A 24945-nucleotide genomic window follows, 5' to 3' on the forward strand; every position below is an offset into this window, starting at 1 on the left:
TTCGTTTCTCCTTCCGTCCTAGGTGTGGGGAGCGATCAAGTATTTCTCGCCGGTTGCTTGACGGGCGTACACAGCAATCTCGGCTGGATCGAGCGCGGCGGCCAGGCTGACCTGCTTGGTGTAGCTGCTGGTGAAAGTGGTGGAGAGCTCGTCCGCAACACGCTGACGCAGCTCTTGGCCTCGTGTTGGGCCGACCTTGGCCAGGAAATTGGGAAGCAGAAAGCCGCCGATTCCCCAGGCCATGCCGTACGTGCGAGTCAGCTCCGTCACAGAGCGCTCCAGCCCGCCGTAGATGTACACCTGTTTGTGCGTTGTTGAGCCGTAGCGACTGTAGGTGGCCGTGGCGTCGGCACTGGCTGCGGCCTCCATGGCGTTGAGGATCCGATTAGCGAGCCGGCCGCCTCCAGTGGCGTCAAAGGCCACCGTTGCCTTCGTAGCAACCAGTGCCGCAACGAGGTCGTCGTGGAAGCTCTCTTGGCTGGAATCGCAAACGTGTCCCGCGCCGAGAGACCTAAGGAGCTCGACCTGTTCGGGTCGGCGCACGATGTTGACCAGATCCACCCCATCGGCCTGACAGATCTTGACCAACATCTGCCCCAGATTGGATGCCGCAGCGGTATGCACGATGCCGGAGTGGCCCTCGGACCGCATGGTGTCCACCATCGCCAACGCCGTCAGCGGGTTGACGAAACACGACGCAGCTTCAGTCGCCGTCGTCCCGTCGTGCAGCACCAAGCAGTGTTGGGCCGGCATCACCCGGTACTCGCTGTACATGGCACCGCCGAGTACCGCCACCGTCTTGCCGAGCAGTGCTTGTGCGCCGGGGTCCGAACCGGCGCTTACGACAGTGCCGGCCCCTTCGTTGCCGCACGGCAGCGACTGGCCTATGCGGCCGGCGAGTCCGGCCAGCGCCGCTGGCGGAACGGTGGCGGTGATTCCGGGCTGCCCATCAACCGTTCTCGCTTCGATGGTGGCGACATCTGCACCCCCAAACAGCAGACCGAGGTCGGAGGGGTTGATCGGCGTGGCCTCGACTCGAATCAGCACATCGCGGTCGGACAAGGTCGGCGTGTCGACCTCCGCCAGGCAGAGCGAGACCTGACCGTCTGCAGAGACCGTGGACTGCATCTGGAGCATGAGCGCAGACTAGAGCCGTGCTAGCTGGGGTTCTTCGGGGCAGGTTGATCTTGAACTCGGTGGTGGCTGCCCAATAGCCGGGCGGCATGACGGGGTACATGACCACACCCAGCACGTGGTCGCACATGGCCGACAGGCAGCCGCCGTGCATGGTGCCCATGAGTGTGACCAGTTCGTCGGTCACGGGCATCTCGCACACCAGGCGGCCGGCTTCGAACTCGACCGCCTTGATGCCCAGGTAGCCGTCAATGCCGCTGCGCGACACCCGGCCGATGACCTTGTCGGCCCATTCCTCGTTGAACGTTTCGAAGACCGGACGGCTCATTGGACTGCTCCTAGGGCTGGGCAATATCGGGCGCAAAGACGCCATGCTGTGTCTGATGGTTCATGGCGCAAAGACGCCATGCTGCGTTTGATGGTTCATGGCGCAAAGACGCCATGCACTGGCGGCATACCTGCGCGTTCGCCGGCGAGCGTCTGGATGAGGGGCTCGAGGTCGTCGAAGCCGGCGACTTGACGGGGGAGATCCGCGAACGGGTAGCGGTCCGCCACCAGCAGGTCGAGCGCTTTGCGGTATGCGGTGACATCCACGCCGAGCGCTCCGAAGATCCGCAGCTCCTTGTAGACGATGTGGTCGGGGTCGAAGCCCGGCGTTTCGGGCGATCCACGGGTGCCGGCCAGCACGATCGTGCCGCCTGGCCGTGCGAGCTGGATTGCCTGGGCCAGCGCAGCCGGCGCCTTGGCGGTCACGTCGATCACCACGTCGGCCTTGGCCCCGGCTGCAGCACGCAGCGCTCGGTTGGGGTCGTCGGTCGAGACATCCACCGCCAGATCGGCGCCAAAGGCAGGTGCAAGGGCCAGGCGCTCAGCATCTCGTTCGCCCAGGCCGGTGATCATCACAAAGCCGGCTCCGGCTTCCTTTGCCGCAGCAGCAGCGCACAGTCCCCGCACTCCCGGACCGAGGATTGCCACGACGTCACCGGGTTGGGTATCAGGGATCTCGACCGCCCAGCGGATTCCCGCTCCGAGCGGGTTGAACAGCGTCGCCGTAACCGGGTCGAGCTCGTCGGGCACTGCCATCAGCATCGAATCGGGGCGCAGGTACAGGTGCGAGGCGTAGCCACCGCCCAAGCCCGGCGGCGTGTCGGCGTCGGTGAAGCCGACCATCGTGGCCAAGCCGTTGCGCTCGCAGCGCCGGTAGAGCCCAGCTCGGCACTGGTCGCAGTTGCGGCACGACAGGAACACCTCGACGGCCACTCGCTGCCCGGCGTTCACGCCCCATCGCTCAGCGGCGGCATCGCCCAACTCCTCGACCACCCCGATCACCTCGTGCCCGGGAATGAACGCATGCCGGTTGGTGATGTGGCCCGTGTACTGCTCGTGGTCGGTGCCGCACAGGCCGCAGGCCTCGACACGCAACAGTCCGTCGTCAGCGCCGACATCGGGCAGCTCGAAGCTGCGCTGTTCAAACGATCGCGGCTCGGTGAGCACCAGCCCGGTTGCAGAGGTCATGCATGCACCCCCATAAGTCGGCCACGCTGCCGAGCGCGAGGCCGCCATCACGCTATTGCTTCACCGGCCCAGCGGTCAGCCGTACGCCGCGGCAATGACGCCGACCATGGTCGAGGTGACTGCGGCTCCGTTGCGGCAGCCGGAGGTGCTGGGGCGCACCACTCCTGCCTCGGTGTCGTGGGATTCGACCGGGATGATGCGCCCGCTGTCCACGTCCTAGCCCGACGAGCGGCAACCCTCCGGGCGACGGCTTGAAGACCGCAGGTCAGCTGCGGCGCGAGCGTGACGCGGGCGAGTCCTTGGGGTTGGCCCAGCCGACGGTCATGCCGGCAGACAGGCCATTGTCCACCGGCAGATCGATGCCGTTCACCCAACCGCTCTCACCGGCGAGCAACCAGACGACCACCTGTGCCTGATCGTCTGGCGTGGCGACCCTGCCGACCTGTTCGTTCAGCCACGCCATCTGCTCAGCGCCGGTGTCCTGCTCGAAGAACGGAAACAGAGGGGTATCAACCGGTCCCGGACTGACTGAATTCACGCGGATGCCTCGACCCACCAGGCGCCCTGCGAGGTGCTTGGTGTACGACACCACCCACTCTTTCGACAGGGTGTATGCAGCCGGGCCGCTTCGCTCGTAGGACTGGGCGACCTCGATGCCCGCAGCGAAGTCCTCTGCGGCGTCGAGCTCGGCAATGCGGTCGAGGTGGCGGTTCCACACCATCCCCGCCAGCGACGCGATGTTCACGATGGAGGCCCTGTCGTTGAGCTTGCCGGCCGCCAGCAGCGTCTCGGTGATGTGGCGCAGGCCATACACGTTGACGCGCAGCACCAGCTCGGCACCCATGCTGCCTGCGACCCCCGCGATGTTGCCGAGCCCGTCGAACGAGCCGTCAAGCCCGGCAACGACCTCGTCGATGGAGGCGGGATCGGACAGATCGCAGTGGTGATGTTCGGCGGCGCCCTCAGGAGCATCCTTGACGTCGAGGTTCACGACCTCGTGTCCAGCAGCGACGAGTCGCTGCAAGGTTGCATTCCCGATTCCCGTCGACGCTCCAGTGAGCAGAATTCGCTTGGCCACGATGATCCCTCCTGTGATCGATGCGAACCGTAAGCATTCCTAGTTCGCTCAGCGGAGGGAGATTAGATCGTCGGGTTCGCCTCAGCACATGTGGCAGCGACGAAGTGTCACTGCTCGAAGCCGAGGCGCTGCTGCTCAGCTCGGATGAAGCTGATCACCTTTTCGATCTCGAGATCGGTGATGTCTTCGACCGGAGGCATATCGCCGAACCACCAGTGGTGCTCTCGAGTGCCTTCCCGTATCGCCACGCGGTACGCGTAGTCGCCGTGGTGGTTGGGCTCGTAGATGATGGAGAGCTGCGACGGACCCTTGTCGGTGCCGCGCAGGTCGACCCCGTGGCACTCGGCGCAGTACTTCTGGTAGACCGCTGCGCCGTCGGGAACTGCCAGCGCAGTGCCTGCGCTTGTGGGCACCGACGCGGCAACATCGTCTGCAGGCTCCGCTGCGGCTGTGGCTGCGGTCGTGGGAGACGGTTCGGCGACTGCGCTCTCGCCGGCATCACTCGCATCGGCACCGCAGGCGACGGCAATCGCGACAGCCGCGAGAGCGGCGATAGCGATGCGGATCGAGACGAGGGTCTTCGTCATAGCGCGGAGGCGCCGATCAGGAACGCCGTGACGACGCCGACGCACCCCAGCGCGATGGCCTCAATGACCACGGTTCGGCGCAGTCGTTCGTACGCGGCGCCGGAAGGTGTCTGGCCGACGACTTGTGTCGCCACGGGCAGGTGGACCCAGCGGTTGCGTGCCCCGAGAAGTACCGCCGCCGCCACAAGTGCAATCTTCGCTAGCAGCAGGCGACCCCACGCCGTTGACCATAGGTCGGCGAATTCATCCATCACCAGCACCGCCATGATCGTGCCGCCGACCGCCGTCATCACGAGCGACACAGATGCCAGCTGCGAGAAACGCATCAATGGCCGGACGACATCGGCGCCGCAGCGACGGCGTCGGAGCAGGTCGGCAAGCAATGCGAGGCCTCCGCCCCACACGGCGGCTGCGTACACGTGCGTTGCGTTGGCAGCAGCGTGCAGCCATCGTGGGCCTTCGGTGACGGTGTGACCGTCGAACGAGTACGAGGCAATCACCAGTGCTGCGCCAACGAGACTGACGGCCGGCAATCGAGCCCGGCCTGCTCCCTCCGCTTCGGGACGAGGCGCGGTGAGCACTGCGAGGCCGCCGAGCACGCGCGAGCCCACTGCGATGCCGAAGGGCGCGGAGAGGGCGTCGGCGATCGCGTCCAGAGACACGACGGCAGCCCAATCGTCTTCGAGAAGCACTGCTTGGATCAGCCCGGCTGCCATCGCGGCGGCGATCAGCACGGTTCCGCTGATGGGCAGCACACGCTGCACCCGGGCTCGCTCTGATAACTCGTCTCTCACGACGAATGACATGAACGCGAGTCCGCCGACAATGGCCAATGTCGCCAGCAGCCCCAAGACTCGTGCAGCCTCGGCGAGTCGCCCGGCACCGGTCGCTCCGGAGCTGCGTTGCAGCGGTCTGCTGTTAGAAACAGTGTCGAATGCCGTGGAGGCTGTGGCGTCCGGGGCCTCCGATCCTGATGTCGCCACCGTGGTCGTGGGCGATGTCTGGCCTTCGGCGTGCGGGGCGGTCGTGGGCGATGTCGATTCCGCCGAGGCCGTACCCGCTCTGCTCGTCGCGTCGGACGGCTCCTCAACGGCGTTGCCGGCTGTGACGGTCTGACCAGCGGATTCGGCTGCTGGCGCTGAGGCCGAATCGGGTGGCTGCTCAGCCGATGATCCGCTACGGGCAACGTCGACGGTGAATCTGAATGTGCCCTCGACGATGTGCCCGTCCTCGGCCGCGACTCGCCAGCGGACTTCGTACTCTCCGCCGGCCAGTGGCGGCTCAAACTCCAAGAGCCAGGTCTGGCTGTCCGCTGAGCTCAGCGAGTCAGGCCGGTACTCGACACCGTGCGCATCGAACACCGTGAGACCGCTTCCGGCAGGCTCGACCGGGCGGTTGAATGTGAGCGAGATTGCCGAAGCTGGCTCGCTGACGGTTTCGCCTTCGGCGGGGTGCGACGACTCCAATCCGGTGTGTGCAGCAACAGGCGTCTGCAGCGAGACCGAGAACACGACGCTGAGGGCCAACGCCAGCACGAGCGCGATTGCCGGACGCGGTCTCATTCGCCCTCAATCGCTGAGTGCGGCCTCGTACGCGGCGCGGGCGTCGTTGTTGAAGCAGATGAAACGGATCAACTCGACATCAGTCGTAGCGGACTGGACAGTCGCGACGGCGATCTTGGCGGCGGGTGCGGCGGGGTAGCCGTAGACGCCGGTGGATATTGCCGGTAACGCGACCGAGCGGGCGCCGACCTCGTCCGCCCGGGCCAGCGATTCCCGGTAGCACGAAGCCAGCAGCTTGGGCTCGCCCTGGTGACCGCCGTGCCAGATCGGCCCCACGGTGTGGACTACCCAGAGGGCATGCAACTGGAACCCAGGCGTGATCTTGGCCTGACCGGTCGGGCAGCCCCCCAGCGTGCGGCAATACTCCAACAGGTCGGGACCGGCGGCCCGGTGGATTGCGCCGTCCACCCCGCCGCCACCCAGCAGCGTCTCGTTGGCGGCATTCACGATGGCGTCGACCTGCTCGGCGGTGATGTCGCCGACAGCCAGCTCCAGCCGCGGCTGTTGGCGAGAAGCGGCTGTTTGACCGCCGCCCGAGATGCTGTGCACGAACACAGTCTTGCGGGCATGCATCAGACGAGCTGACAGCTCGTGTTGAGAATCTGAACGATTGATCGCAATGTCGTCACACCCCGCCCATACCGTCGCTGCATGGAATCAGCACTGTTTGACATCGGGGACTGCGGGCGAGCTACCGCCGAGGGTGAGTTCCAAGCATGTAACTTGCCATGTGTGGGGCAACCGGAAGCACTCAGCGTGGTTGGGCTCTTCGCAGGCGTGGGTGGCATCGAACTTGGGCTGCATCAGGCTGGTGCCAGGACCGAATTGCTATGTGAGAACTGGGCACCAGCGAGCGCGGTCTTGCGTGAGCGTTTTGCCGACGTACCAATCGTCGGGGACATTCGCGACCTTGGGGAACTTCCCGACGTAGACCTAGTGACTGCCGGCTTCCCCTGCACTGATCTCTCCCAGGCAGGCAAGACGGCGGGAATCGCGGGTGAGGCATCAGGCCTCGTAGACGAGGTGTTCAGGCTCTTGCGTGGAAGACGAGTCCCGCTCCTCCTTCTGGAGAATGTGCGCAACATGCTCGTCTTGGACCGGGGCAGAGCGATGCGGCATCTGGTGGACGAGCTTGAGGCACTTGGCTACCGCTGGGCGTACCGGCTCGTGGACTCAAGATTCACGGGCGTACCCCAGCGAAGGCAAAGAGTGATCTTCTTGGCGTCTCAAGACCTTGATCCTCGAGATGTCCTGTTTGCTGATGATGCAGGAGAACCAGCAGACGACTATTTCAGCGACTCGTCCTGCGGCTTCTACTGGACTGAGGGAGTACGTGGCCTCGGGTGGGCTCGGGATGCAGTACCGACGCTCAAGGGGGGATCAACGATTGGGATTCCGTCGCCGCCAGCGATCTGGAACCCGGAAGGCAGCGCCGGTAGGCGGCTGGTAACTCCGGTGATTGAAGAAGCGGAAGATCTCCAGGGGCTACCGCGCGGATGGACGGCGCCAGCAGCAGGGGTTTCGAACCGCAGAGGTGTGCGTTGGAAGCTGGTCGGAAACGCCGTCACGGTAGGAGTGGCGCGTTGGATCGGTGAACGGTTGATGAGTCCCGGCAGTCCCGCTAGCGACGAGCGTCCGCTTGAGCGAGGGAAGCGGTGGCCTGTGGCGGCGTTCGGCGCAAGTGGCAAGGCTTGGGCGGTCGACCTCTCTATGTGGCCGAGACTTGAGTCGTACCGCCACTTGCACGATGTGGTTCGGCTCGACGAGGCTCCCCGCCTGTCGTCCCGCGCCACTGCCGGATTCCTTGAGCGCACCCAGCGAGGGTCGCTGCGGTTCGTCGACGGTTTCCTTAGCGACGTAGCGGAGCACGCAGCTGTGATGAACCGAACGCCCGCTGCCGCGTGAGCTGCAAATCAGGATTCCGTCGCCATCCCGCCGCGGGGGCATCGTGAGCGCCCCATGTACCACTCGAACTACCGGATGCTGAGGCCCGCGGGCGACTGGGGGTAGCGTCACGCGCAATGGAAGGTCCAGACGTCCTCGCTCAAACGCTGACGGTGCCGGCGCTCACGAAGGGCAAGAAGCCCGCTCGCTGGCAATATCACTCTCGAGGGACGCGTCACTCGATCACGCCCTGCTGGGGTGTGCTTCTCGACCTCTTGACGATTTCGCCAGTCCTGAGAAATCACGTTGCGAGGGGCAAAGTGATATTTGGGTTGGATCACGAAATGCACGACTACGTCCTCGACCGGCAGAAGAAGCTGGACCTAGTGATTGCGCGGCCCCACAGCGATGAACCCCGAACTGGCAGAACGTTCCGCGATCTTCCGACCCTTCACGACATGGAGTTGACTCGAACTCAGTGGCAGCGTCTCGAATCTCTGCCGAATCCAGAGGAAGGACCGGTAGGCGCCCCCCTCCTTGCACTTGAGGCCAAGGCAATGTTCACGGCGTTCAGCAAGTCGTACCCACGGTTCTATGACGAGTTGAATTCCTCACATCGCGCGATCCATGGCTCTTCCAACAACACGTTGGCCGTTGGGCTCGCTGTAATCAACGTAGCCGAGAATTTCATTTCACCCATCAAGAACCCTGACTACCCACAGACCGGTCAGGCCGAAATCTCAGTCCACCACCAGCCCCAAGATGCGTTGGGTGCCATCGCCAAGGTCGAGCAGCTGCCGAGACGTACTGGGAATGAAGGCGACGGCTATGAGGGATTAGGGATTGTCTTGGTCGAGTGTGTCAACGACGGATCACCTGTCAGGCTTCCCACTCACCCTCCAGTACCCGAGAACTATCGCTATGACCGTATGGTGACGCGCATTGCCACCGAATACGACGTTCGCTTCCGCAACGTCTGAATTAAGCATCCCCATTGCAAGTAGCATAGTGCCTTAGGATCTGTTGCCTCAGGCCAGTTTAGGAAGAGACATGCGAACGATCGATGTAGTGCCCAACACGCATCCTGTAAGCGATTTTTTGCAGTGGCAGCGTGCGGGCACATTGAACCTGCGTCCATTCTTCCAGCGCCGAGCCGTTTGGAAGCCTGGTGCTGCATCTCTGTTTATAGACACAATTGTACGTGGGCTTCCGGTACCGCTGATTTTCTTGAGGGAGCGTGTAGACCTTGATTCTCAGACAGTTCACCGCGACGTAGTGGATGGCCAGCAGCGACTTCGGACCCTCTTCAGCTACATCGATGCAGCGGTGCTATCGGACTTCGATCCCGCGCGCGATGAGTTTGTTGTCCGGAAGAGTCACAATGAGCAGCTAGCGGGCGCCAATTTCAGCGACTTGGAAGTCGAATGGCAGCGGCGGATACTCAGTTACAAACTGCCGGTCATCACACTTCCAACGGCCGTTGAAGATCAAGAGGTGCTGCGCATATTCGCTCGGCTGAATTCGACTGGTCAAGCACTCAACTATCAGGAACTAAGGAACGCGGAATACTTCGGTGCCTTCAAGACGCTCATGTATGAACTCGCCTACGAGCAACTGGTCCGATGGCGTTCGTGGTCGATATTTGACGGGGATGAAATTGCACGGATGAAGGAAGTCGAACTGACTAGTGACTTAGTTCATTCGATGCATGAGACTGTCAGGGGCAAGTCGAAGGCAGCTCTGGATAACTTGTATGAGCGATATGACGATGAATACCGACAAGGGAGAGAAGTTGCGCGGCGGTTCCGAACTGTCATGGAAGCGATGGAAGATAGTTTTGGTGCAGTGATTCCGAATTCGGTGTTTAACCGTGAAATGCACTTTTACTCGCTCTTCTTGTACACGTATGACAAGCTCTGGGGTCTAGGATCAGCTTTAGGACGACGCCGACACAGATCAATGCCAACTGATCGAGCTGATCGTGTGCTACGGCTCAGCAGCCGCTTTGAACAGAAACGTGTTCCGGCAAAGGTATTGGATTCTGTTGCACGGGCGTCGACCGATGTGGGCCGCAGAACAGTGCGCTTTGACTATACGAGGCGATTCTTGGACGGCAATGTCCGATAAGGATGTCGTCGAAGATTTGGAACGCAGAGCGCGACGGATCCATAGATATGTGAAGGAAGTCGAAGCCGGTCAGACCCAGGCGAGATTGAGCATATCGTCCGTCGAACTAGGCTATTGTGGCGCCCTTCTGAGTTGGACCACAGAGCTCGAAAGCTGTTTAGAGCGCCTATTTTTTGGATACCTAACCAGTCGATACTCTTGGCGTGGTCGGGCCGTTAGCTTGGTTGCAGTGAGATCGCCAGCGGTAGCTAGGCGAATAGTTCACGATGGTAACACCTATGTCGATTGGCTTCCTTATTGGAAAACTGAAAAGCGAGCGAATTCATACTTCTCTCAAGGGAAGCCGTTTGCCGCGCTAGATGAAGATGCCCGGCGCGCACTTGACCAATTGCAAGTCGTCAGGAACGTTATAGCTCACGACAGCAAGCATGCAAGAGGCCAATTCAGGAGTCGGTACTTGGATGGGTTAGCACTGCGGCCGCAAGAGAAGCGTGTCGGAGGGTATCTTCGTAGCGCAGTGTCCCTAAATGAAACTCGTTTGGAGAGCATCATTTCGAGGACGCTCTTTGGAGTCCGAAGTTTGATTCTATGACGTCAGAAATCGGGTGTCTTGTGGATTGGTTGAAAACGCACGAGTAGCGGGGGATGGGCACGTTTCAGGGCCAGATCCAGGATCGGTCGTCGGTGGGACACGCTCACTCGAGGGCCTCGGCGATGGCCAGCTCGGCGACGCGTTCGGCGTCGTAGCCGAGCAGGTTTTCGAGGACTTCCATCGTGTGCTCGCCGCGGTGTCGAGAACGGCCAAGTCCTCCTGCCGCATCTCGGTCGCCAGCGAGCGCCATTGCTCGTCATCTTCCACCGAGATGGCGATCCACTCGTCGTCGCCTGCCGTCGGGTACGCGCCGTGGGGCACCATCTGGTCGTCGTCATTGCCCCGCCGCGAACGCATGTCGCCGGTGTCTTGCAGCTCGGCGATCGCCGGTGCCAGCAGATGCACGGCAGCTTCCATCTGGGAGAAGTCCAGGTGCTGCCCCTCGCCCGTGCGACGCCGGTGGTCGAGCGCTGCGAGCAGCGCGCACACGGTGAACCGCGGCGAGCAGTAGTCGGTGTAGGCCAGGTACGGGCCGGCAGGCCCGCGATCGGCCCAGCCCGTGATGTCAAAAAAGCCGGCGATCGACGCCGCCATGTTCCCGAATCCGGCGAACTGCCGGAACGGCCCGGTCTGGCCCATCACGCAGCTCGAGACCATGACCAGCTCCGGGTTGACGTCGCGCAAGTCGTCGTAGCCGAGGCCCCAGGCGGCCATGGTGCCGGGTGTGAACGACTCGACGACCACATCGGCCCATGCGGCGAGGTCACGGACCACGTCGCGGGCTTCGGGCTTGCTCAGATTCAGCGAGATCGTCATCTTGTTGGCGTTGGTGGAATGCCAGGCGATGGCGTTCTCCTGATCGGGCACATCGTCGCGATGCCCGAGTGCGCCCCTCAGCAGGCATGGGCGGTTCTGCGTCTCGACCCGCACGACCGTTGCGCCCCAGTGCGCCAGGATCTTCGTCGCCAGCGGTGCGGCCGCCACCCACGACAGGTCCGCCACCTTGAGCCCGGCGAGCGGCTTGTCTGTGCGGGCATCGGCAGACAGCGGTTGGGGTGCCGATGCCAGCCGAGCATCTCCTGCGGCGATGACCTCGGCGGTGTGCTGCCCGGCGTCAGGTGCGGGGCCGAGGATGTGCAACGGGGTGGCGCCGGCCAGCACGAGCCTGCCCGGCATCCGGGCGCCGTCGACGTCGTCCCAGAAGTTCCGATCTGCAAGCTGGGGACTGTCGAGCACGTCCTGCAGCGTGTTGACCGGGCAGATCAGCAACGAGTCCTGCAGGCCGCGCTCGATCATCTCGGCTTTCGTCTTGGTGAGGCAGAAGCGGGCGATGTCGTCCATCAGCCCCTCGATGACGTCGATGCTCTCCTCACCGGTCTGCAGTTGCAGCGCGAAGTTCACCCAGTCCTTGTTCAGGGTGTCGTCGTCACAGAAGCCCTCGGCATGCATCCAGGTCAGGAATCGCCTCACCATCGGCCCGATCATCGGGCCGAAGGCAACGGTGACGATGATGTAGCCGTCCTTGCAGGGGTAGATGGTGCGCAGCATCAGGTCGCCGAAGCGCACGCCGCCCGCCTCGCGCTGCACTTCTGCGAGACCCGCCGGGGCGTAGAGGATCGCGGAGAGTGCCGTCTCGCACACCGCCTGCTGTGTGGACAGATCGATGTGCTGGCCACGGCCCATGCGCGCCCGGTGCTCCAGGGCGACCAGCGCAGCCACTGCGGCTTGCGCGCAGCCATGCAGCCAGGCTTGGGGGATGCTGATGCGAACAGGGGGACGGTCGCTGTCGCCGGTGACAGCGAGCTGACCGCTCGATGCGAACAGCACCAGGTCGTCCGCCTGCCAGTCGGCCTTGGGTCCCGTCTCGCCCCACGGCGTGATGTGCACCGTGATGAGCTGGTCGTTCGACTCCCGCATGGCTGCGAGGTCAATCTCGAACAGCGTCCCGTCGTTGTGCAGCACGATGTCGGCAGTCGCTGCCAGCGCCGCGACGTCAGCGGCGCTTGCAACCGTCACCGAGCGCTTGCCCCGGTTGTAGGCGTCATGCGAATAGCCACGCGGCCACCCGCCGGGCGGCTCGGCGAGCACTACATCAGCGCCGAGCTGCGCGAGCAGGTTGCCGGCGAACCAGCAGCGTTCATCGGTGAGATCCAGCACCCGATACGGACCGAGCATCTCGCCCCCAGGCTGTCGAATGGGCGACAGATGCTGTCGCCGCGGTTCCTGCGCCCGGACACTAGTTCTGCTTGCTGGGCACGCCGATGGCCGCGCCTGCGGCAGTTCGGCCGCTGCGCTACTCGGGCGTGACGTAGGCGGCGGTGAGGCCGCCGTCGACCTGCAGGTTGGCGCCTGTCATGTAGGACGAGTCGTCCGATGCCAGGAACAGCGCAGCAGAGGCCATCTCGTCGGCTTCGCCGAAGCGACCCATCGGCACGTGGACGAGCCTTCGCTGCTTCTTCTCGGGTGTGTCGAGGAAGGACATCAGCATCTCGGTTTGCAGCGGCCCGGGCGAGAGTGCGTTGACGCGGATGTTCTCCCGGGCGTGCACCACCGCCAACTCCCGCGTCAGCGCGAGCACGGCGCCCTTGGACGCCGTGTAAGCGATCTGTGGCGTTGCGGCGCCCACCGAGGCAACGAACGAAGCCGTGTTGATGATGGAGCCGCCGCCGTGACGGCGCATCGCTTCGACGGCGTGCCGGCAGCCGTACAAGACGCCCTTGATGTTGACGCCGAAAGTGCGGTCGATCGTCTCCTCGCCCGTTGCGATGGCGTCAGTGTCGTCGTCGAGCATGATGCCGGCGTTGTTGAACGCCACATCCAGCCCGCCGTACACGTCTTCGGCGCGGCCGAACGCTGCCGCCACGTCGGCGTCATCCGACACGTCGGCATGAACAGCGATTGCCTCGCCGCCGGCGCGCTGCACTTCGGCCACCGTGCCTTCGTTCGAATCTGCGATGTCGACGGCGACGATCTGTGCGCCTTCGGCCGCGAAACGCAGCGCCGTGGCCCGGCCGATCCCGCTGCCCGTACCTGTGATCAAGGCCACTTTGCCCTGCAGTCTCATGCCGCCTCCCTGTTCCGGATGCGCTTGCGGCAGCCTCGTCATTCCGGTTCTGGCGTGCGCGGCTGCCATGATCAGACGGCGCCGAACCGTCTCATCACACGACAGGACCGTAACCAATGACCGCTGCGTCTAACGCGCCACGACGAGACTCCTACGACGTGGTGATTGTGGGCGGCGCGGTCATGGGGTCGTCCATTGCCTGGGCGCTGTCGGCCAGCGGTGGTTTCGATGGCTCGGTGCTGGTGGTGGAGCGGGATCCGACGTACTCGCAAGCTTCGACCACGCATACGAACAGCTGCATGCGGCAGCAGTTCTCGAACCCGCTGAACGTGCAGATATCGCGCTTCAGCGCCGACTTCGTGCGGAACTTCCGCGAACGTCTCGGCGGCGATCCCGAGATCCCCGACATCTTCGTCCACCACTTCGGCTACATGTACCTCGCTGCCGATGAGGACTTCGCCGACACGCTGCGCCGCAACCAAGCCGTCCAAGCCGATCTGGGCTCGGGCACGCGCATCATGAGCCCGGCCGAGATCAAGGCCGACTACCCCTTCTACAACGTTGACGACATCCTCTGCGGCTGCCACAACCTGACCGACGAGGGCTATTTCGACTCGGGCACGATGTTCGACTGGTGGCGCCGCAAGGCCCGCCAGAACGGCGTCACCTACATCACCGACGAAGTTGTTGATCTCGTCATCTCAGCTGGACGTGTGACCTCGGCAGTGCTGGCATCGGGGCGCGAAGTCGGCTGCGGAACCCTGGTGAATGCCGCCGGGCCACGCGCAGTCGAGGTGGCCCGTATGGCAGGCGCAACCTTGCCGGTGGAACCGCGCAAGCGGTACACGTTCATCTTCGATGCAGCAGAGCCGCTCGACCGAGCCCTGCCGCTCACCATCGACCCGACCGGCGTCCACATGCGCAGCGACGGCGACGCCTACATGTGCGGTTGCACCCCTGATGTGGACCCAGCCGTCGACTACGACGACTTCGCCATGGACCATGACATCTTCGAAGCCAAGGTGTGGCCGGTGTTGGCCCATCGCGTGCCTGCCTTCGAACGCCTCAAGGTCACCCGCCAGTGGGCCGGCCACTACGCCTACAACACGCTCGACCACAACGTGGTGGTGGGGCCGCATCACGAGGTCGAGAACTTTGTCTTTGCCAACGGGTTCTCCGGCCACGGCATGCAGCAGTCGCCAGCCATCGGTCGGGCCGTGTCGGAGTGGATTGCCTACGGCGAGTACCGCACGCTGGATCTCACGCCGCTGGGCTACCAGCGCATCGTCGACCGGACGCCGTTCGTGGAGAGCGCCATCATCTGAGCCTGCTCCGCGCCGCCTCCGATGGCGCTGGCGGTACAGCACTACTCTCGCCCCGTGCGTTTCGGCATCTTCGATCAGCTCGAACAGCCCGGAGATGTGCCGTGGCATGAGCTCTACCGCCACCGCCTGGATTTGCTGGTTCGGGCCGAAAAGGCCGGGGTGTGGGGCTGGCACAAGTCCGAGCACCACCTGATCCCGCTCGACGCCGCGCCCAGCATCAACGTGTTCCTGGCAGCCGCCATCGAGCGCACCAGCCGCATCCGCATCTGCTCGCTGGTGCACCTGCTGCCCTTCTATCACCCGATCCGGCTGGCCGAGGAGCTGTGCATGCTCGACCAGCTCTCCGAGGGCCGGCTGGAGTTCGGCTTCGGCAAGGGCATCAGCGTGCCCGAGCACCTGCTGTGGGGCCTCGACCCCGATGATGCCATCGCGCAGACCGACGAGTCGCTGGAGCTGATCCTGGCGGCCATGCAGACCAGCGGGAACTTCAGCTTCGACGGGCAGTTCTACGAATTCCGCGACGTGCCGATCGAATTCGAGCCCTACCAGAAGCCCTACCCGCCGCTGTGGCGTCCCGGCCAGCTGGAGACGGCCGCCGAGATGGGCGTGCGCACCATGGCCGCGGGACCGCTTGCCGCCGTGGCTGCGAGCACCGCCCGCTACCGCGAGCTCCTCTGCGCGGCCGGCATCGGCCGGCACCACTCGCCGATGATCGGCGGCCTGCGGCGACTGGTGGTGGCGCCTACTGACGGTGAGGCCGACGAGATCGGGCGCCGCACCTGGGCTGCGTTCACCGAGCATCTGACACGGCTGTTCAGGCGCTACGAGATGACGCCGCCGAATGACCCGACGCTCGGGGGCGACTACGACAAGGCCAAGCACTTCCAGGCCGTCGTGGTCGGTTCGCCCCAGACAGTGCGTGAGCACTGCGAGCAATTCGCCGCAGAAGCCGGCACGGACTACTTCGTGGGCGTCTTCGCGTGGGGCGACCTGTCCGCCTACGAGGTGGACCGCTCCTTCGATCTCTTCGCGGAGCACGTGATGGCCCCGCTGGCGGCGCACTGAGCGCCCGGTCACTTACGCTTCGGCCGCCCCAGACAAGAATCGAGGATGACCAGCCATGAGCCAATGGAGCCGAGACGAGATCGAAGTGGCGCTTGCCACCTACCAGGCGGCGAGCAAGAAGGCGGGACAGACCGGCGACTGGCGCGACTGGGCGGACTGCTTCACCGAAGACGCCACCTACGTCGAGCACTTCTTCGGCACGATGATCGGGCGGGAGACCATCTACGAGTGGATCCAGTCCCAGATGAGCGAGTGGCCGGGATCGGAGATGGTCGAGTTCCCCATCGAGTGGCACATCATCGATGAGGAACGGGGCTGGGTGGTGTGCCAGATCTGGAATCGCATGGGCGACCCCGGCGACGGCTCGGACCATCGGGAGTACAACTTTTCGCTCCTCAAGTACGCGGGCGATGGCCTGTGGAGCTACGAGGAGGACATCTACAACCCGAACCGCTTCATCGAGATGCTGGAGGGGTACGAGGCCAGCAAGGCGGCGCTCGCGACCGAGACATCCTGAGCGCACCCGGGTTGGCTGCCCCGAACCGCCGAGACATATAGTCACAACAGGACTGCAGCAGGGGGGCTCGAATGACTGCACTGCATCCCAATGGCGTGAACCACCTGGCCCTGTCCACCCGCGACATGAAGGGTCAGCTGGAGTTCTGGTGCGATGTGCTGGGCCTGCCGCTGAAGGCCCTGTACTGGATGCACGGCGTGGACGGCACCTACCACGGCTTCGTGGAACTCGCTCCCGACAGCTACGTCGCGTTTGTGCAGCATCCGGACAATGCCAAGGACATCGAGCTGGGGGTCACCCACGCCGGCGGGCCGGGGGAGCCGGTGACTGCAGGCACCATGCAGCACGTGGCCTTCAACGTCGACACATTCGACGGCTTCATCCAGTCGATCTACTTTGCTGGCCCTGAAGGCCTAGCCCTGGAAGTGGCCTGTGGGTCAGCCATCCCCGTCGAGCAATGGGTGGACCCTGAAGTCCAGGACCTGTGCGGGATCTCTGCGGCCGAACTGGAACAGTTGAAGTACCCGGTGGAATACAGCCGTCCGGTCGAGCCCGTGCCTCAGCCGTCGGGCGATACCGGCATGCCGCGGCTGATGCCCGAGGACCACTACGACATGGTGATGAGCCTGCCCGATCAGGTGGTGTGGGACCGGATGAGCGAGACCACGCCCCCGGTCGCTGCCGACTGAGCCTTGCACGAGGCAGGCGCAGCTGGCCCAGCGAAGTTCTGACTGCGGGCAGGTTGCCGCATGCGCTTGTTCTCTCACCGCAAGCGAGCCGCGGCAGCCGGTCCGCTGCCCACCGAGCTGCTGCCCCGGCTCGCGCCCGGGGCGTTCGACGCGAGCAAGGAATTGCCCGGACCGCCGCCCGCATCGGCCACACCTGGCGAGTGGAGCGTCTCGCACACGTTCGGTGACATCGTCGACGTGTTTGTGGCGTGCCGGACAGCGGATGTGCTGGCCGCGCCTGCGCCCATGCCCAGCACTCAGGCCGCGGTGGACAACATGCGCGGGTATTGCTTCTTCCTCGATGCCGACCTTGCGGGCATCTGCAAGCCGTCGCGGCGGTGCTGGACCACCGAGCCGATCGAGGGGCACCGCAGTGCCATTGCCATCGTGGTGGCGCTGGGGCGGCCCATCCGGCCCGGAGAGCCGGGATACGAGTGGATCAGCGGCTCTGAACAGGACAACGCTGACCTGCGTGCCACCGAGATCGCCACCGTGCTCACTCGCTATCTAGGCACCCTCGGCTATGCGGCCACCGCACACACCGCAGCGGCTTCCGATGTGGACCGGTTCCGGATCGGCGTCGAAGCCGGGGTACTCGAGGCCGGGCGTCGCGGGCTGGGACATCCCTTCCTGAAGCGGGGGTTCGCCCTTGCGGCGGTCACGACGAATCTGGAACTCACTCCCGACGGCCCGCTCGCGCCGCGCAATTTCGTGCAGAACCGGCGCATCTCCCTCCGGCACTGGCTGGGCTGGGGTGGCACCCGGCCGGGGTGGAGCCGTCTGGACGGGCGGCACCGGCCGTGGCACCTCGGCCGCTACCCGATGGAGAAGGTGAAGCGGATCGACGAGCCGACGACGCTGGTCATACCCGAAGAGGTCACGCGACCTGCGGCGCGGCACAACTTCTTCGTGCGGGCCGGCGCCGGCGACCTAGGCCCTCGCCCGCGCAAGGAGGTGGCTCGCTTCATCCGCAAGGCGCCGCATGGCATCGCCTCGCAGGAGATGTTGCGGCGGTTGGTTCCGCTGCAGCGGGGCGAGGCTGCCCACGAGGCCGGCCCGGGTGCGGACGACCCAGGAGCGAATGCCGACGCAGTCAAGGCGCTCGGGCACTTCATCGGTGCGGACATGACCGGCGTGTGCGAGGCGCCCGAATATGCCTGGTATTCCCACCGCCCCGACGGCTCTCCCATCGAGAAGCTGCACCGCAACGCCATCGTGTTTGTGCTCGACCAGGGTTTCGAGACGATGGAAGGGGCCTCGGGTGACGACTGGATCAGCGGCGCACAGTCGATGCGGGCCTACCTGCGGGCGTCGATCATCGCCAACGCGATCGCCGCCCAGATCCGCCGGCTCGGCTACGCCGCACAGGCACATACCGCGGCCGACGACGAGATCAATCACATCCCGCTGTTGCTGTCGGCAGGCATCGGCGAGCTGTCGCGCATCGGCGAACTGGTGCTGAACCCGTTCGTAGGCCCGCGATTCAAGTCGGGCGCCGTCACCACCGACATGCCGCTCACCGCGGATCTCCCGATCGACTTTGGCTTGCAGGACTTCTGCACGAAGTGCACCAAGTGCGCCCGCGAGTGCCCGGTCGGCGCCATCCGCTTCGGTGACAAGGTGATGTTCAACGGGTACGAGATGTGGAAGCCCGATGTGGACCGCTGCGCCCGCTACCGCATCACCAACATGCGCGGCTCCGCGTGCGGGCGCTGCATGAAGACGTGCCCCTACAACGTCGAGGGTGTGCTGGCCGAGCGCCCGTTCCAGTGGGCTGCCATGAAGCTGCCGTTCGCGCGGGCATGGATTGCCCGGCTCGACGACAAGCTCGGCCGCGGCGAGATCAACGAGCAAAAGAAGTGGTGGGTGGACATCGAGGTGCTCGACAACGTCCCTGTCGAACCGCCGAAAGGCGCGAACACCCGCGGGCTCAACCTGGACCGCAAGCCGCGTGACGAGTCTGGGTTCGCGCTCTTCCCGCCCGAGATGGCCCCGCCCGGGCCCGACGGCATGGCGCCGTTCCCGCTCGATCGCCAAGCGGGCATTGCAGCCTCCCAAGAGGCCGAATGCCCCGACACCGCCCGCGAGCGCACTGGGCGCTGAAGCGACTGGCGCCGCATGAGCATCTGCCAGACAACGCCGCACCGCGGCGCTTGACAGCGAAAGGACTTTCCATGGCTGATGTCAGAGGCGCCCACTTGGTGGGAAGCGCTCCTGTGAGCGAGCCGAACGAACTCTTCGCGCTGGTTCGCGATCACCTCGCCGGCCATGTGCGGCGGGTGCCCGACGGCGAGGTCGGCGAGCGGGACACCTGGATTGGGTGGCAGTTCCCCAAGCTCGGCTTGTGCCCCCAGTTGGAGATCAGATCGGTCAAGTCGGCCTATCTCGAACGAGAAATTGCCCAATATGAGACGACCGAGGGTGCGGGGCGGCTCGAACTCGCCGACTTGGGCTACGCCGACGCGGCGCTTGGCTCGTGGGAATTGTTCGCAGCCGCACAGCAAGCAGGAACATTGCCCGGCTCGGCTCGGTTCATGGTGGGTCTGCCGTCTCCCCTGAGCGTCGTCACCATCTACGTCGCGCCGTCGTCGCGACCGGCTGTGCTCGAAGCGTGGACTGAGGCCATGGAGGACCAGCTCGCTCGCATTCTGGCCGGCATCCCGAACGACCGGTTGGCCATCCAATGGGAGGTGTGCATCGAGTTCGGGATTCTGGAAGGCCTGTGGACGTACCTCGACACTGACCGCAGCGGCGCTGACGCCCGCCACGGCATCGGAGAGCACATCGTGCATCTGGGCAATCTCGTGCCGGATGAGGTCGAGATGGGCTACCACCTCTGCTACGGCGACGCCGGGCATCAGCATTTCGTCGAACCGAGTGACACGGGACATCTGGCATGGGCCGCGCAAGCTCTGCTGGCTGGGATGCAGCGGCGCATCAACTGGATCCACTTGCCAGTCCCGAAGCAGCGAGATGATCTTGTGTACTTCGAGGCGCTGGGGCAGGTTGAGATCCCCGAAGAGACCGAGCTGTATCTCGGGCTCGTCCACGAGACCGGTGGCACCCAGGGAACCCGTCGACGAATCGAGGCAGCGTCGCAGGTGATTTCCCGGTTCGGCCTGGCCACCGAGTGCGGATTCGGCCGCCGCCCGCTTTCCCAGATCCCCGCGCTGCTCGACCAGCACGCCGCCCTCAGCGAGCCCTGGCGTTTGTGAGGCAGTCGACGGCGAAGCGTGGCCTCTGGCCAGCGTTACCATCGCCGCACTGACGGCGCTCGGACCGAGGGGCTGGGGAGGTGCGGCGGTGCAGTTCTGCAGGGTCCGCAGTGTTGCTGAGGCGGTTGACGAGCTGAGCCGTTGGGGCACCGAGGGCCGCATCTTGGCGGGCGGCACCGACGTGATGCCCCAGTACCTGCGAGGCGAGCAGTCGCCGGCCGCATTCATCGACATCAGCGGGATCGACGGCTTGAGTGGCATCTCCGACGTCGGCGGCGCGACGAGCATCGGCGCGCTCGTCACGATGCGACGGCTTGCCACGGCGTCGCTCATTTCGGTGAGGCATCCGGCGCTGTGCGAGGCGGCTGGCGCGGTGGGGGCGTGGCAGACGCAAACCGTCGCCACGCTGGGCGGCAATATCTGCACGGCAGCCGCGACGGCCGACACGCTGCCGGCCCTGTTGATCGCTGATGCTCAGCTGACGCTCGTGTCCAAGTCGGGCCGTCGTCGCATCGGGCTGGAGGACTTCCTCGCAGGCTCCGGTGCGACGGCGCTGCGACCCACCGAGCTGCTGCGCGCCGTCGAACTGGAGCCGCTCGGCGAACGCAGCTCCGAGGGATACCTGAAGGTGGCGCGGCGCAGTGCCATGGACCTGGCCGTCGTCGGCCTGGCGCTCCGGCTCGACGTTGCTCCCAGCGGGGTGATCGATGGCGTGCGCATCGCGATGTGCGGCGGTGACCAATCTGCACATCGAGTACCTGCCGCCGAGTCCGCGTTGTTGGGCACACGGCTCAGCGACGATCCCGGCGCCTTCGGTGAGGTCGGAGCGGTGCTGGCCGACGCGGTGGGACCTGCGGCGTTGCCCGAAGCGCAGTACCGGCGCCGCGTGCTGCCCGGTCTGTTCGACCGGCTCGCTCGACGCTGTGCAGGTGAGATTGCCGGGGCGGGTGCCTGATGCCGGCGTCACCCTCAGAGCAGAACGTGACCGTCCGGCTCGTAGTGAATGACCGGGCGCACGAGTTGGAAGCAGATGCGGGAGAGACACTGCTGGCGACGCTGCGGGACCGCCTGGGGCTGACGGGCCCCAAGGAGGCCTGCGGCGAAGGCGAGTGCGGCGCCTGCACCGTGCTGGTGGACGGAGGGCCGGTTGCGTCCTGCATCCTGGCCGCCGGCTCGACGAATGGCCGAGCCATTCGAACTGTCGAAGGACTGGCCGGGGCGGGCGACCTGACGACGCTGCAGCAGGCATTTGTACGCCACGCGGCAGTCCAATGCGGCTACTGCACGCCTGGGGTGCTGATGGTGCTCACGGCCCTGCTGGAGGAGGTGTCTGAGCCGACCGAGGCGGAGGTGAGGCAGGCGCTGGCAGGCAACATCTGCCGCTGCACCGGCTACCAGCAGATCGTCGAGGCGGCGGTGGATGCCGCCCGGGCGGTGGCATCGTGAGCGCGCTGGGCACCAGCCCGGAACGCAGCGATGCCGATGCGAAGCTGCGCGGACAAGCGGTCTACGGCGCCGACCTGTCGAAGACCGGGATGCTGTGGGCGGCGCTCGCGAGGTCGCCGGTGGCCGCAGGTCACCTTCGGGCGATCGATCCGGTTCCCGCGCTTCGCATTGACGGGGTGCTGGAGGTGGTGACTGCTGCCGACGTGCCGGATTGGCGCACCGGTGTGATCGTGTCGGACACTCCCATGCTGGCAGCGGACTACGTGGCCTATGAGGGCGAACCGGTCGCGATCGTGGTTGCAGAGAGCCGAGCGGCAGCCGAAGCCGGAGCTCGATCGATTGCCGTTGACATCGAGCCAGTCGAGCCCGTGTCCACGCCTGAGCAAGCACTGGCACCGGGTGCGCGCCTGGTGCATCCGGAGTGGAACCGCTTCGCTGTCGCAGGCGGGGCCGACATCGGGCGCAACGGCAACGTGGTCGCAGAAGTCGTGCACGACCCGGGCGACCTCGACGAAGCGTTTGCGGCAGCGGACTTCGTGGTGGAAGGCACCTATCGCACTCCCCGGCAATACCAAGCGCATCTGGAACCCAAGATGGCGCTTGCCACCTACGAGTCGGGCCGGTACACCATCGAGGTCTCCCATCAGTACCCATTCCGCCTGCGGGACCGGGTGGCCCAGATCCTGGGTGTCGCACCGTCCGCTGTGCGGGTGGTGGGACATCACATCGGCGGCGGTTTCGGGGCCAAGCTCGACGTGAGCCTCGAAGCCTTCGCCGCACTGCTGGCGCAGCGCTACCGACGCCCGGTGCGCATGCAGCACACTGCGCTCGAAGAACGGCTGGCGGCGCCGTGCCGGGCCAATGCGATTACCGCTGTGCGCTCGGCCGTGCGGCGTGACGGCACGATTCTGGCGACCGATGTGGAGATCGTGTCCGACAGCGGCGCGTACGCCAACAATGGCCCGGCACTGTCGTCGATTCCCATGTTCGTCTTCGGATCGATCTACCGGGTGGGCACCGCCCGGATCTGGACTCGCAACGTGTACACGAACACTGCCCCGACGGGCGCCTACCGGGGCGTCAACGGACCGTGGCTGGTGTTTGCCAACGAGCGTCACATGGATGCCATCGCCGATGCGCTGGGCCGTGATCGCCGGGAGTTCCGGCTGGCCTCGTTGGCACGCGACGGCGACCTGATGCGCAACGGTCAGCCCCTCGAGCAGGTGTCGATCTTGCGAGAGGCGTTTGATCGCGTGGATGACTTGTCCGGGTGGCAGGACGCTGGTGCAGGCGAATTGCGAGGCGTCGGGCAGGCGGCTGCCATCTGGCTGACGAATCCGATGCCGGGCCACGCAACCGTGAAGCTGAACGAGGACGGCACCGCCACCGTGATCACCTCGGCGACCGAGAACGGCTCGGGCGCCGTCGCCACCGGGCTGAGGCAGATTGCAGCCGAGGCTCTGGGGCTCGCGACCGACCAGGTCACCGTGACCATGCCCGATACCGACGCCACCGGATACGACGCAGGTTCGCAGGGCAGCCGGACCACCCACGTGGTGGGCCGGGCCATCGCCGACGCCTCAGCCGAGGTGCGCAGCCAGGTGCTCGACCAGGCCTCGCAGATGCTCGAGGCCGCGCCGGAGGATCTCGTGATCACCGACGGCGTGGTGTCGGTGGCCGGCGTGCCGACCGCCAGCGTCACGCTCGGCCAGGTTGCCCAGTCGGTCACGTGGACCGAGGGGCCGATCGCGGCCGGCGCCTCCTACGTCACACCCACACCACCGCATGACCCGCTGTGCGCGACCGGCATGCTGATCAAAGGATGGCCCACGCCCACCTATCACCTGCATCAGGCAGAGGTGAGCGTGGACGCTGTCACCGGCCAGGTCACCGTGGACCGGTACATCGTGTGTCAGGAGGTCGGCAGGGCGGTTCACCCCGACGCCATCACCGGGCAGATTCAAGGCGGTGTCGCCCAGGGCTTGGGTTTCGCCCTGAGCGAACGGGTCGATCTGGACCACGGCCGCTACGTTCAGCGCACGTTCAAGCAACACGGGCTCCCGCTCGCGGCGGACGTGCCCAGGGTGGAGGCCATCGTGATGGAGCACGCCGACCCAGCCGGTCCCTTCGGCGCCAAGGGCGCGGCTGAGCCTCCCGTGGTGCCGGTGGCAGCCGCTGTCGCCAATGCCGTAGCCCACGCCATCGGCGCACCGGTCGACGTGCTGCCGATCACGCCTGAAGCCGTGCTCGACGCGTTGGAGCGCGCACAGTGAGCGAGGCGTCGCCCCGGGTGGCCGGCACCCTTCGCATCGGTGTCGATGTCGGCGGCACCAATACCGACGCAGTGGCCATGTCCGGCAACGAGGTGGCGGGCTGGGCCAAGGCCGTCACGACGGCTGATGTCACCGCTGGCATCGTGACCGCAGTGCGCTCGCTGCTGGCCGGCGACGACCTGCCGACCGCTGAGATCGGTGCCGTCATGATCGGCACCACCCACTTCACGAATGCCTTGGTGGAAGGCCGCCGGCTGGTGCCGACGGCGGTCGTGCGCCTCGGGCTGCCTGCCACCAAGGGCATCCCGCCCTTCATCGACTGGCCCGACCGGTTGCGAGGTGTGCTGGGCCATCACGTATATCTGTGTCACGGCGGTCACGAGTTCGATGGGCGGTTGATCACCCCCATCGATCATGGCGAGCTGAGGGCAGCGGCCCGCGACATCGCCTCGAAGGGCGTGCGATCGGTGGCGGTGGCGTCGGTGTTCTCGCCGGTGGACGACAGCTACGAGCACGAGGCGCAAGAGGTGCTGCTCGACGAGGTGCCAGAGCTCGACATCAGCCTCTCCAGCGAGATCGGCAGACTCGGGCTGCTCGAACGCGAGAACGCCGCCATTGTGAACGCCTGCTTGCGCCCGTTGGCCGAGCGGACGGTCGCTGGGCTCGTCGAGGCACTGGTGCAGCTCGGCTTGGACTGCCCGCTGCACGTCAGCCAGAACGACGGCACGCTCATGAGCGCCGACTTCGCTCGCCGCTACCCGGTGGCAACGTTCGCCTCAGGGCCCACCAACTCGATGCGTGGGGCAGCCTTCCTGAGCGGCATCCGCGACGGA

Annotated in this window: 22 protein-coding genes; 13 read left to right on the top strand and 9 right to left on the bottom strand. The window is 65.3% G+C overall.

Going from position 1 to position 24945, the window contains the following annotated elements; all coding sequences use genetic code 11:
- Nucleotides 1–18: 18 nt before the first annotated feature.
- The 7 genes from VI480_RS10665 to VI480_RS10695 all read right to left on the bottom strand — a co-directional run bounded on the left by VI480_RS10665 (nt 19) and on the right by VI480_RS10695 (nt 6425).
- Complete coding sequence (locus VI480_RS10665) at nt 19–1137, bottom strand: zinc-binding dehydrogenase (RefSeq protein WP_323672821.1); 1119 nt, start codon at nt 1135–1137, stop codon at nt 19–21.
- 420 nt (nt 1138–1557) lie between these two features.
- Entirely contained in the window at nt 1558–2649 is a 1092-nt protein-coding gene (locus VI480_RS10670) for a zinc-binding dehydrogenase (RefSeq protein WP_323672822.1), read from the bottom strand.
- Nucleotides 2650–2724: 75 nt separating this feature from the next.
- Complete coding sequence (locus VI480_RS10675; RefSeq protein ID WP_323672823.1) at nt 2725–2862, bottom strand: hypothetical protein; 138 nt, start codon at nt 2860–2862, stop codon at nt 2725–2727.
- 52 nt (nt 2863–2914) lie between these two features.
- Nucleotides 2915–3727, bottom strand: a complete 813-nt coding sequence (locus VI480_RS10680; protein WP_323672824.1) for an SDR family oxidoreductase — start codon at nt 3725–3727, stop codon at nt 2915–2917.
- Nucleotides 3728–3834: 107 nt separating this feature from the next.
- A complete protein-coding gene (locus VI480_RS10685) occupies nt 3835–4314 on the bottom strand; it encodes a cytochrome c (protein ID WP_323672825.1) in 480 nt (159 codons plus the stop codon).
- Nucleotides 4311–5876, bottom strand: coding sequence for a copper resistance CopC/CopD family protein (locus tag VI480_RS10690; protein ID WP_323672826.1), 1566 nt, complete (start codon nt 5874–5876; stop codon nt 4311–4313). Before VI480_RS10690 ends, VI480_RS10685 begins: the two co-directional genes overlap by 4 nt.
- Nucleotides 5877–5882: 6 nt before the next feature.
- Nucleotides 5883–6425 (bottom strand): O-acetyl-ADP-ribose deacetylase, encoded by a 543-nt coding sequence (locus VI480_RS10695; RefSeq protein WP_323672827.1) that lies wholly within the window; start codon nt 6423–6425, stop codon nt 5883–5885.
- A gap of 207 nt (nt 6426–6632) precedes the next feature.
- On the opposite strand from VI480_RS10695, the gene VI480_RS10700 reads away from it, so the two are divergent.
- From VI480_RS10700 to VI480_RS10710, 3 genes are all read left to right on the top strand, one after another.
- Entirely contained in the window at nt 6633–7781 is a 1149-nt protein-coding gene (locus VI480_RS10700) for a DNA cytosine methyltransferase (protein WP_416246679.1), read from the top strand.
- 116 nt (nt 7782–7897) lie between these two features.
- Complete coding sequence (locus tag VI480_RS10705) at nt 7898–8740, top strand: hypothetical protein (RefSeq protein ID WP_323672829.1); 843 nt, start codon at nt 7898–7900, stop codon at nt 8738–8740.
- Nucleotides 8741–8810: 70 nt separating this feature from the next.
- A complete protein-coding gene (locus tag VI480_RS10710; RefSeq protein ID WP_323672830.1) occupies nt 8811–9887 on the top strand; it encodes a DUF262 domain-containing protein in 1077 nt (358 codons plus the stop codon).
- A 586-nt stretch (nt 9888–10473) separates the two neighbouring features.
- On the opposite strand, the gene VI480_RS10715 is transcribed toward VI480_RS10710, so the two are convergent.
- Nucleotides 10474–12654: a CaiB/BaiF CoA-transferase family protein gene (locus VI480_RS10715; protein ID WP_323672831.1), complete on the bottom strand. Its 2181-nt coding sequence runs from the start codon at nt 12652–12654 to the stop codon at nt 10474–10476.
- A gap of 118 nt (nt 12655–12772) precedes the next feature.
- Complete coding sequence (locus VI480_RS10720; RefSeq protein WP_323672832.1) at nt 12773–13543, bottom strand: glucose 1-dehydrogenase; 771 nt, start codon at nt 13541–13543, stop codon at nt 12773–12775.
- Between the two features lie 116 nt (nt 13544–13659).
- Between VI480_RS10720 and VI480_RS10725 the strand changes: the two genes are divergently transcribed.
- The 10 genes from VI480_RS10725 to VI480_RS10770 all read left to right on the top strand — a co-directional run.
- Nucleotides 13660–14868 carry an FAD-binding oxidoreductase gene (locus VI480_RS10725; RefSeq protein WP_323672833.1) on the top strand — a complete coding sequence of 403 codons (1209 nt, stop codon included), beginning with the start codon at nt 13660–13662 and terminating at the stop codon, nt 14866–14868.
- Between the two features lie 54 nt (nt 14869–14922).
- On the top strand, nt 14923–15933 hold the full coding sequence (locus VI480_RS10730) for an LLM class flavin-dependent oxidoreductase (protein WP_323672834.1): 1011 nt from the start codon (nt 14923–14925) through the stop codon (nt 15931–15933).
- A 55-nt stretch (nt 15934–15988) separates the two neighbouring features.
- Entirely contained in the window at nt 15989–16450 is a 462-nt protein-coding gene (locus VI480_RS10735; RefSeq protein WP_323672835.1) for a nuclear transport factor 2 family protein, read from the top strand.
- 71 nt (nt 16451–16521) lie between these two features.
- Entirely contained in the window at nt 16522–17139 is a 618-nt protein-coding gene (locus VI480_RS10740) for a VOC family protein (protein WP_323672836.1), read from the top strand.
- A 60-nt stretch (nt 17140–17199) separates the two neighbouring features.
- The gene (locus tag VI480_RS10745) at nt 17200–19281 is read left to right on the top strand and encodes a 4Fe-4S dicluster domain-containing protein (RefSeq protein WP_323672837.1); all 2082 of its coding nucleotides are present in this window, start codon (nt 17200–17202) and stop codon (nt 19279–19281) included.
- Nucleotides 19282–19352: 71 nt separating this feature from the next.
- A complete protein-coding gene (locus tag VI480_RS10750; RefSeq protein WP_323672838.1) occupies nt 19353–20393 on the top strand; it encodes a hypothetical protein in 1041 nt (346 codons plus the stop codon).
- Nucleotides 20394–20481: 88 nt separating this feature from the next.
- Nucleotides 20482–21348: an FAD binding domain-containing protein gene (locus VI480_RS10755; protein WP_323672839.1), complete on the top strand. Its 867-nt coding sequence runs from the start codon at nt 20482–20484 to the stop codon at nt 21346–21348.
- A complete protein-coding gene (locus tag VI480_RS10760; RefSeq protein WP_323672840.1) occupies nt 21348–21839 on the top strand; it encodes a (2Fe-2S)-binding protein in 492 nt (163 codons plus the stop codon). The genes VI480_RS10755 and VI480_RS10760 overlap by 1 nt, the downstream gene beginning before the upstream one ends.
- Nucleotides 21836–24112, top strand: a complete 2277-nt coding sequence (locus VI480_RS10765; protein ID WP_323672841.1) for a xanthine dehydrogenase family protein molybdopterin-binding subunit — start codon at nt 21836–21838, stop codon at nt 24110–24112. Before VI480_RS10760 ends, VI480_RS10765 begins: the two co-directional genes overlap by 4 nt.
- On the top strand, nt 24109–24945 hold an 837-nt coding region (locus tag VI480_RS10770), incomplete at its 3' end, for a hydantoinase/oxoprolinase family protein (protein ID WP_323672842.1). The genes VI480_RS10765 and VI480_RS10770, both read left to right, overlap by 4 nt.

It is taken from the genome of Candidatus Poriferisodalis multihospitum (assembly GCF_028283155.1).
GTDB lineage: Bacteria > Actinomycetota > Acidimicrobiia > Acidimicrobiales > Poriferisodalaceae > Poriferisodalis > Poriferisodalis multihospitum.

Bases quoted from the DNA above. Each gene is read 5' to 3' on its own strand.
- VI480_RS10720 (WP_323672832.1), bottom strand. From the start codon at position 13,543: ATGAGACTGCAGGGCAAAGTGGCCTTGATCACAGGTACGGGCAGCGGG.
- VI480_RS10670 (WP_323672822.1), bottom strand. From the start codon at position 2,649: ATGACCTCTGCAACCGGGCTGGTGCTCACCGAGCCGCGATCGTTTGAA.
- VI480_RS10735 (WP_323672835.1), top strand. From the start codon at position 15,989: ATGAGCCAATGGAGCCGAGACGAGATCGAAGTGGCGCTTGCCACCTAC.
- VI480_RS10710 (WP_323672830.1), top strand. From the start codon at position 8,811: ATGCGAACGATCGATGTAGTGCCCAACACGCATCCTGTAAGCGATTTT.
- VI480_RS10745 (WP_323672837.1), top strand. From the start codon at position 17,200: ATGCGCTTGTTCTCTCACCGCAAGCGAGCCGCGGCAGCCGGTCCGCTG.
- VI480_RS10760 (WP_323672840.1), top strand. From the start codon at position 21,348: ATGCCGGCGTCACCCTCAGAGCAGAACGTGACCGTCCGGCTCGTAGTG.
- VI480_RS10690 (WP_323672826.1), bottom strand. From the start codon at position 5,876: ATGAGACCGCGTCCGGCAATCGCGCTCGTGCTGGCGTTGGCCCTCAGC.
- VI480_RS10750 (WP_323672838.1), top strand. From the start codon at position 19,353: ATGGCTGATGTCAGAGGCGCCCACTTGGTGGGAAGCGCTCCTGTGAGC.
- VI480_RS10725 (WP_323672833.1), top strand. From the start codon at position 13,660: ATGACCGCTGCGTCTAACGCGCCACGACGAGACTCCTACGACGTGGTG.
- VI480_RS10740 (WP_323672836.1), top strand. From the start codon at position 16,522: ATGACTGCACTGCATCCCAATGGCGTGAACCACCTGGCCCTGTCCACC.
- VI480_RS10715 (WP_323672831.1), bottom strand. From the start codon at position 12,654: ATGCTCGGTCCGTATCGGGTGCTGGATCTCACCGATGAACGCTGCTGG.
- VI480_RS10685 (WP_323672825.1), bottom strand. From the start codon at position 4,314: ATGACGAAGACCCTCGTCTCGATCCGCATCGCTATCGCCGCTCTCGCG.
- VI480_RS10665 (WP_323672821.1), bottom strand. From the start codon at position 1,137: ATGCTCCAGATGCAGTCCACGGTCTCTGCAGACGGTCAGGTCTCGCTC.
- VI480_RS10705 (WP_323672829.1), top strand. From the start codon at position 7,898: ATGGAAGGTCCAGACGTCCTCGCTCAAACGCTGACGGTGCCGGCGCTC.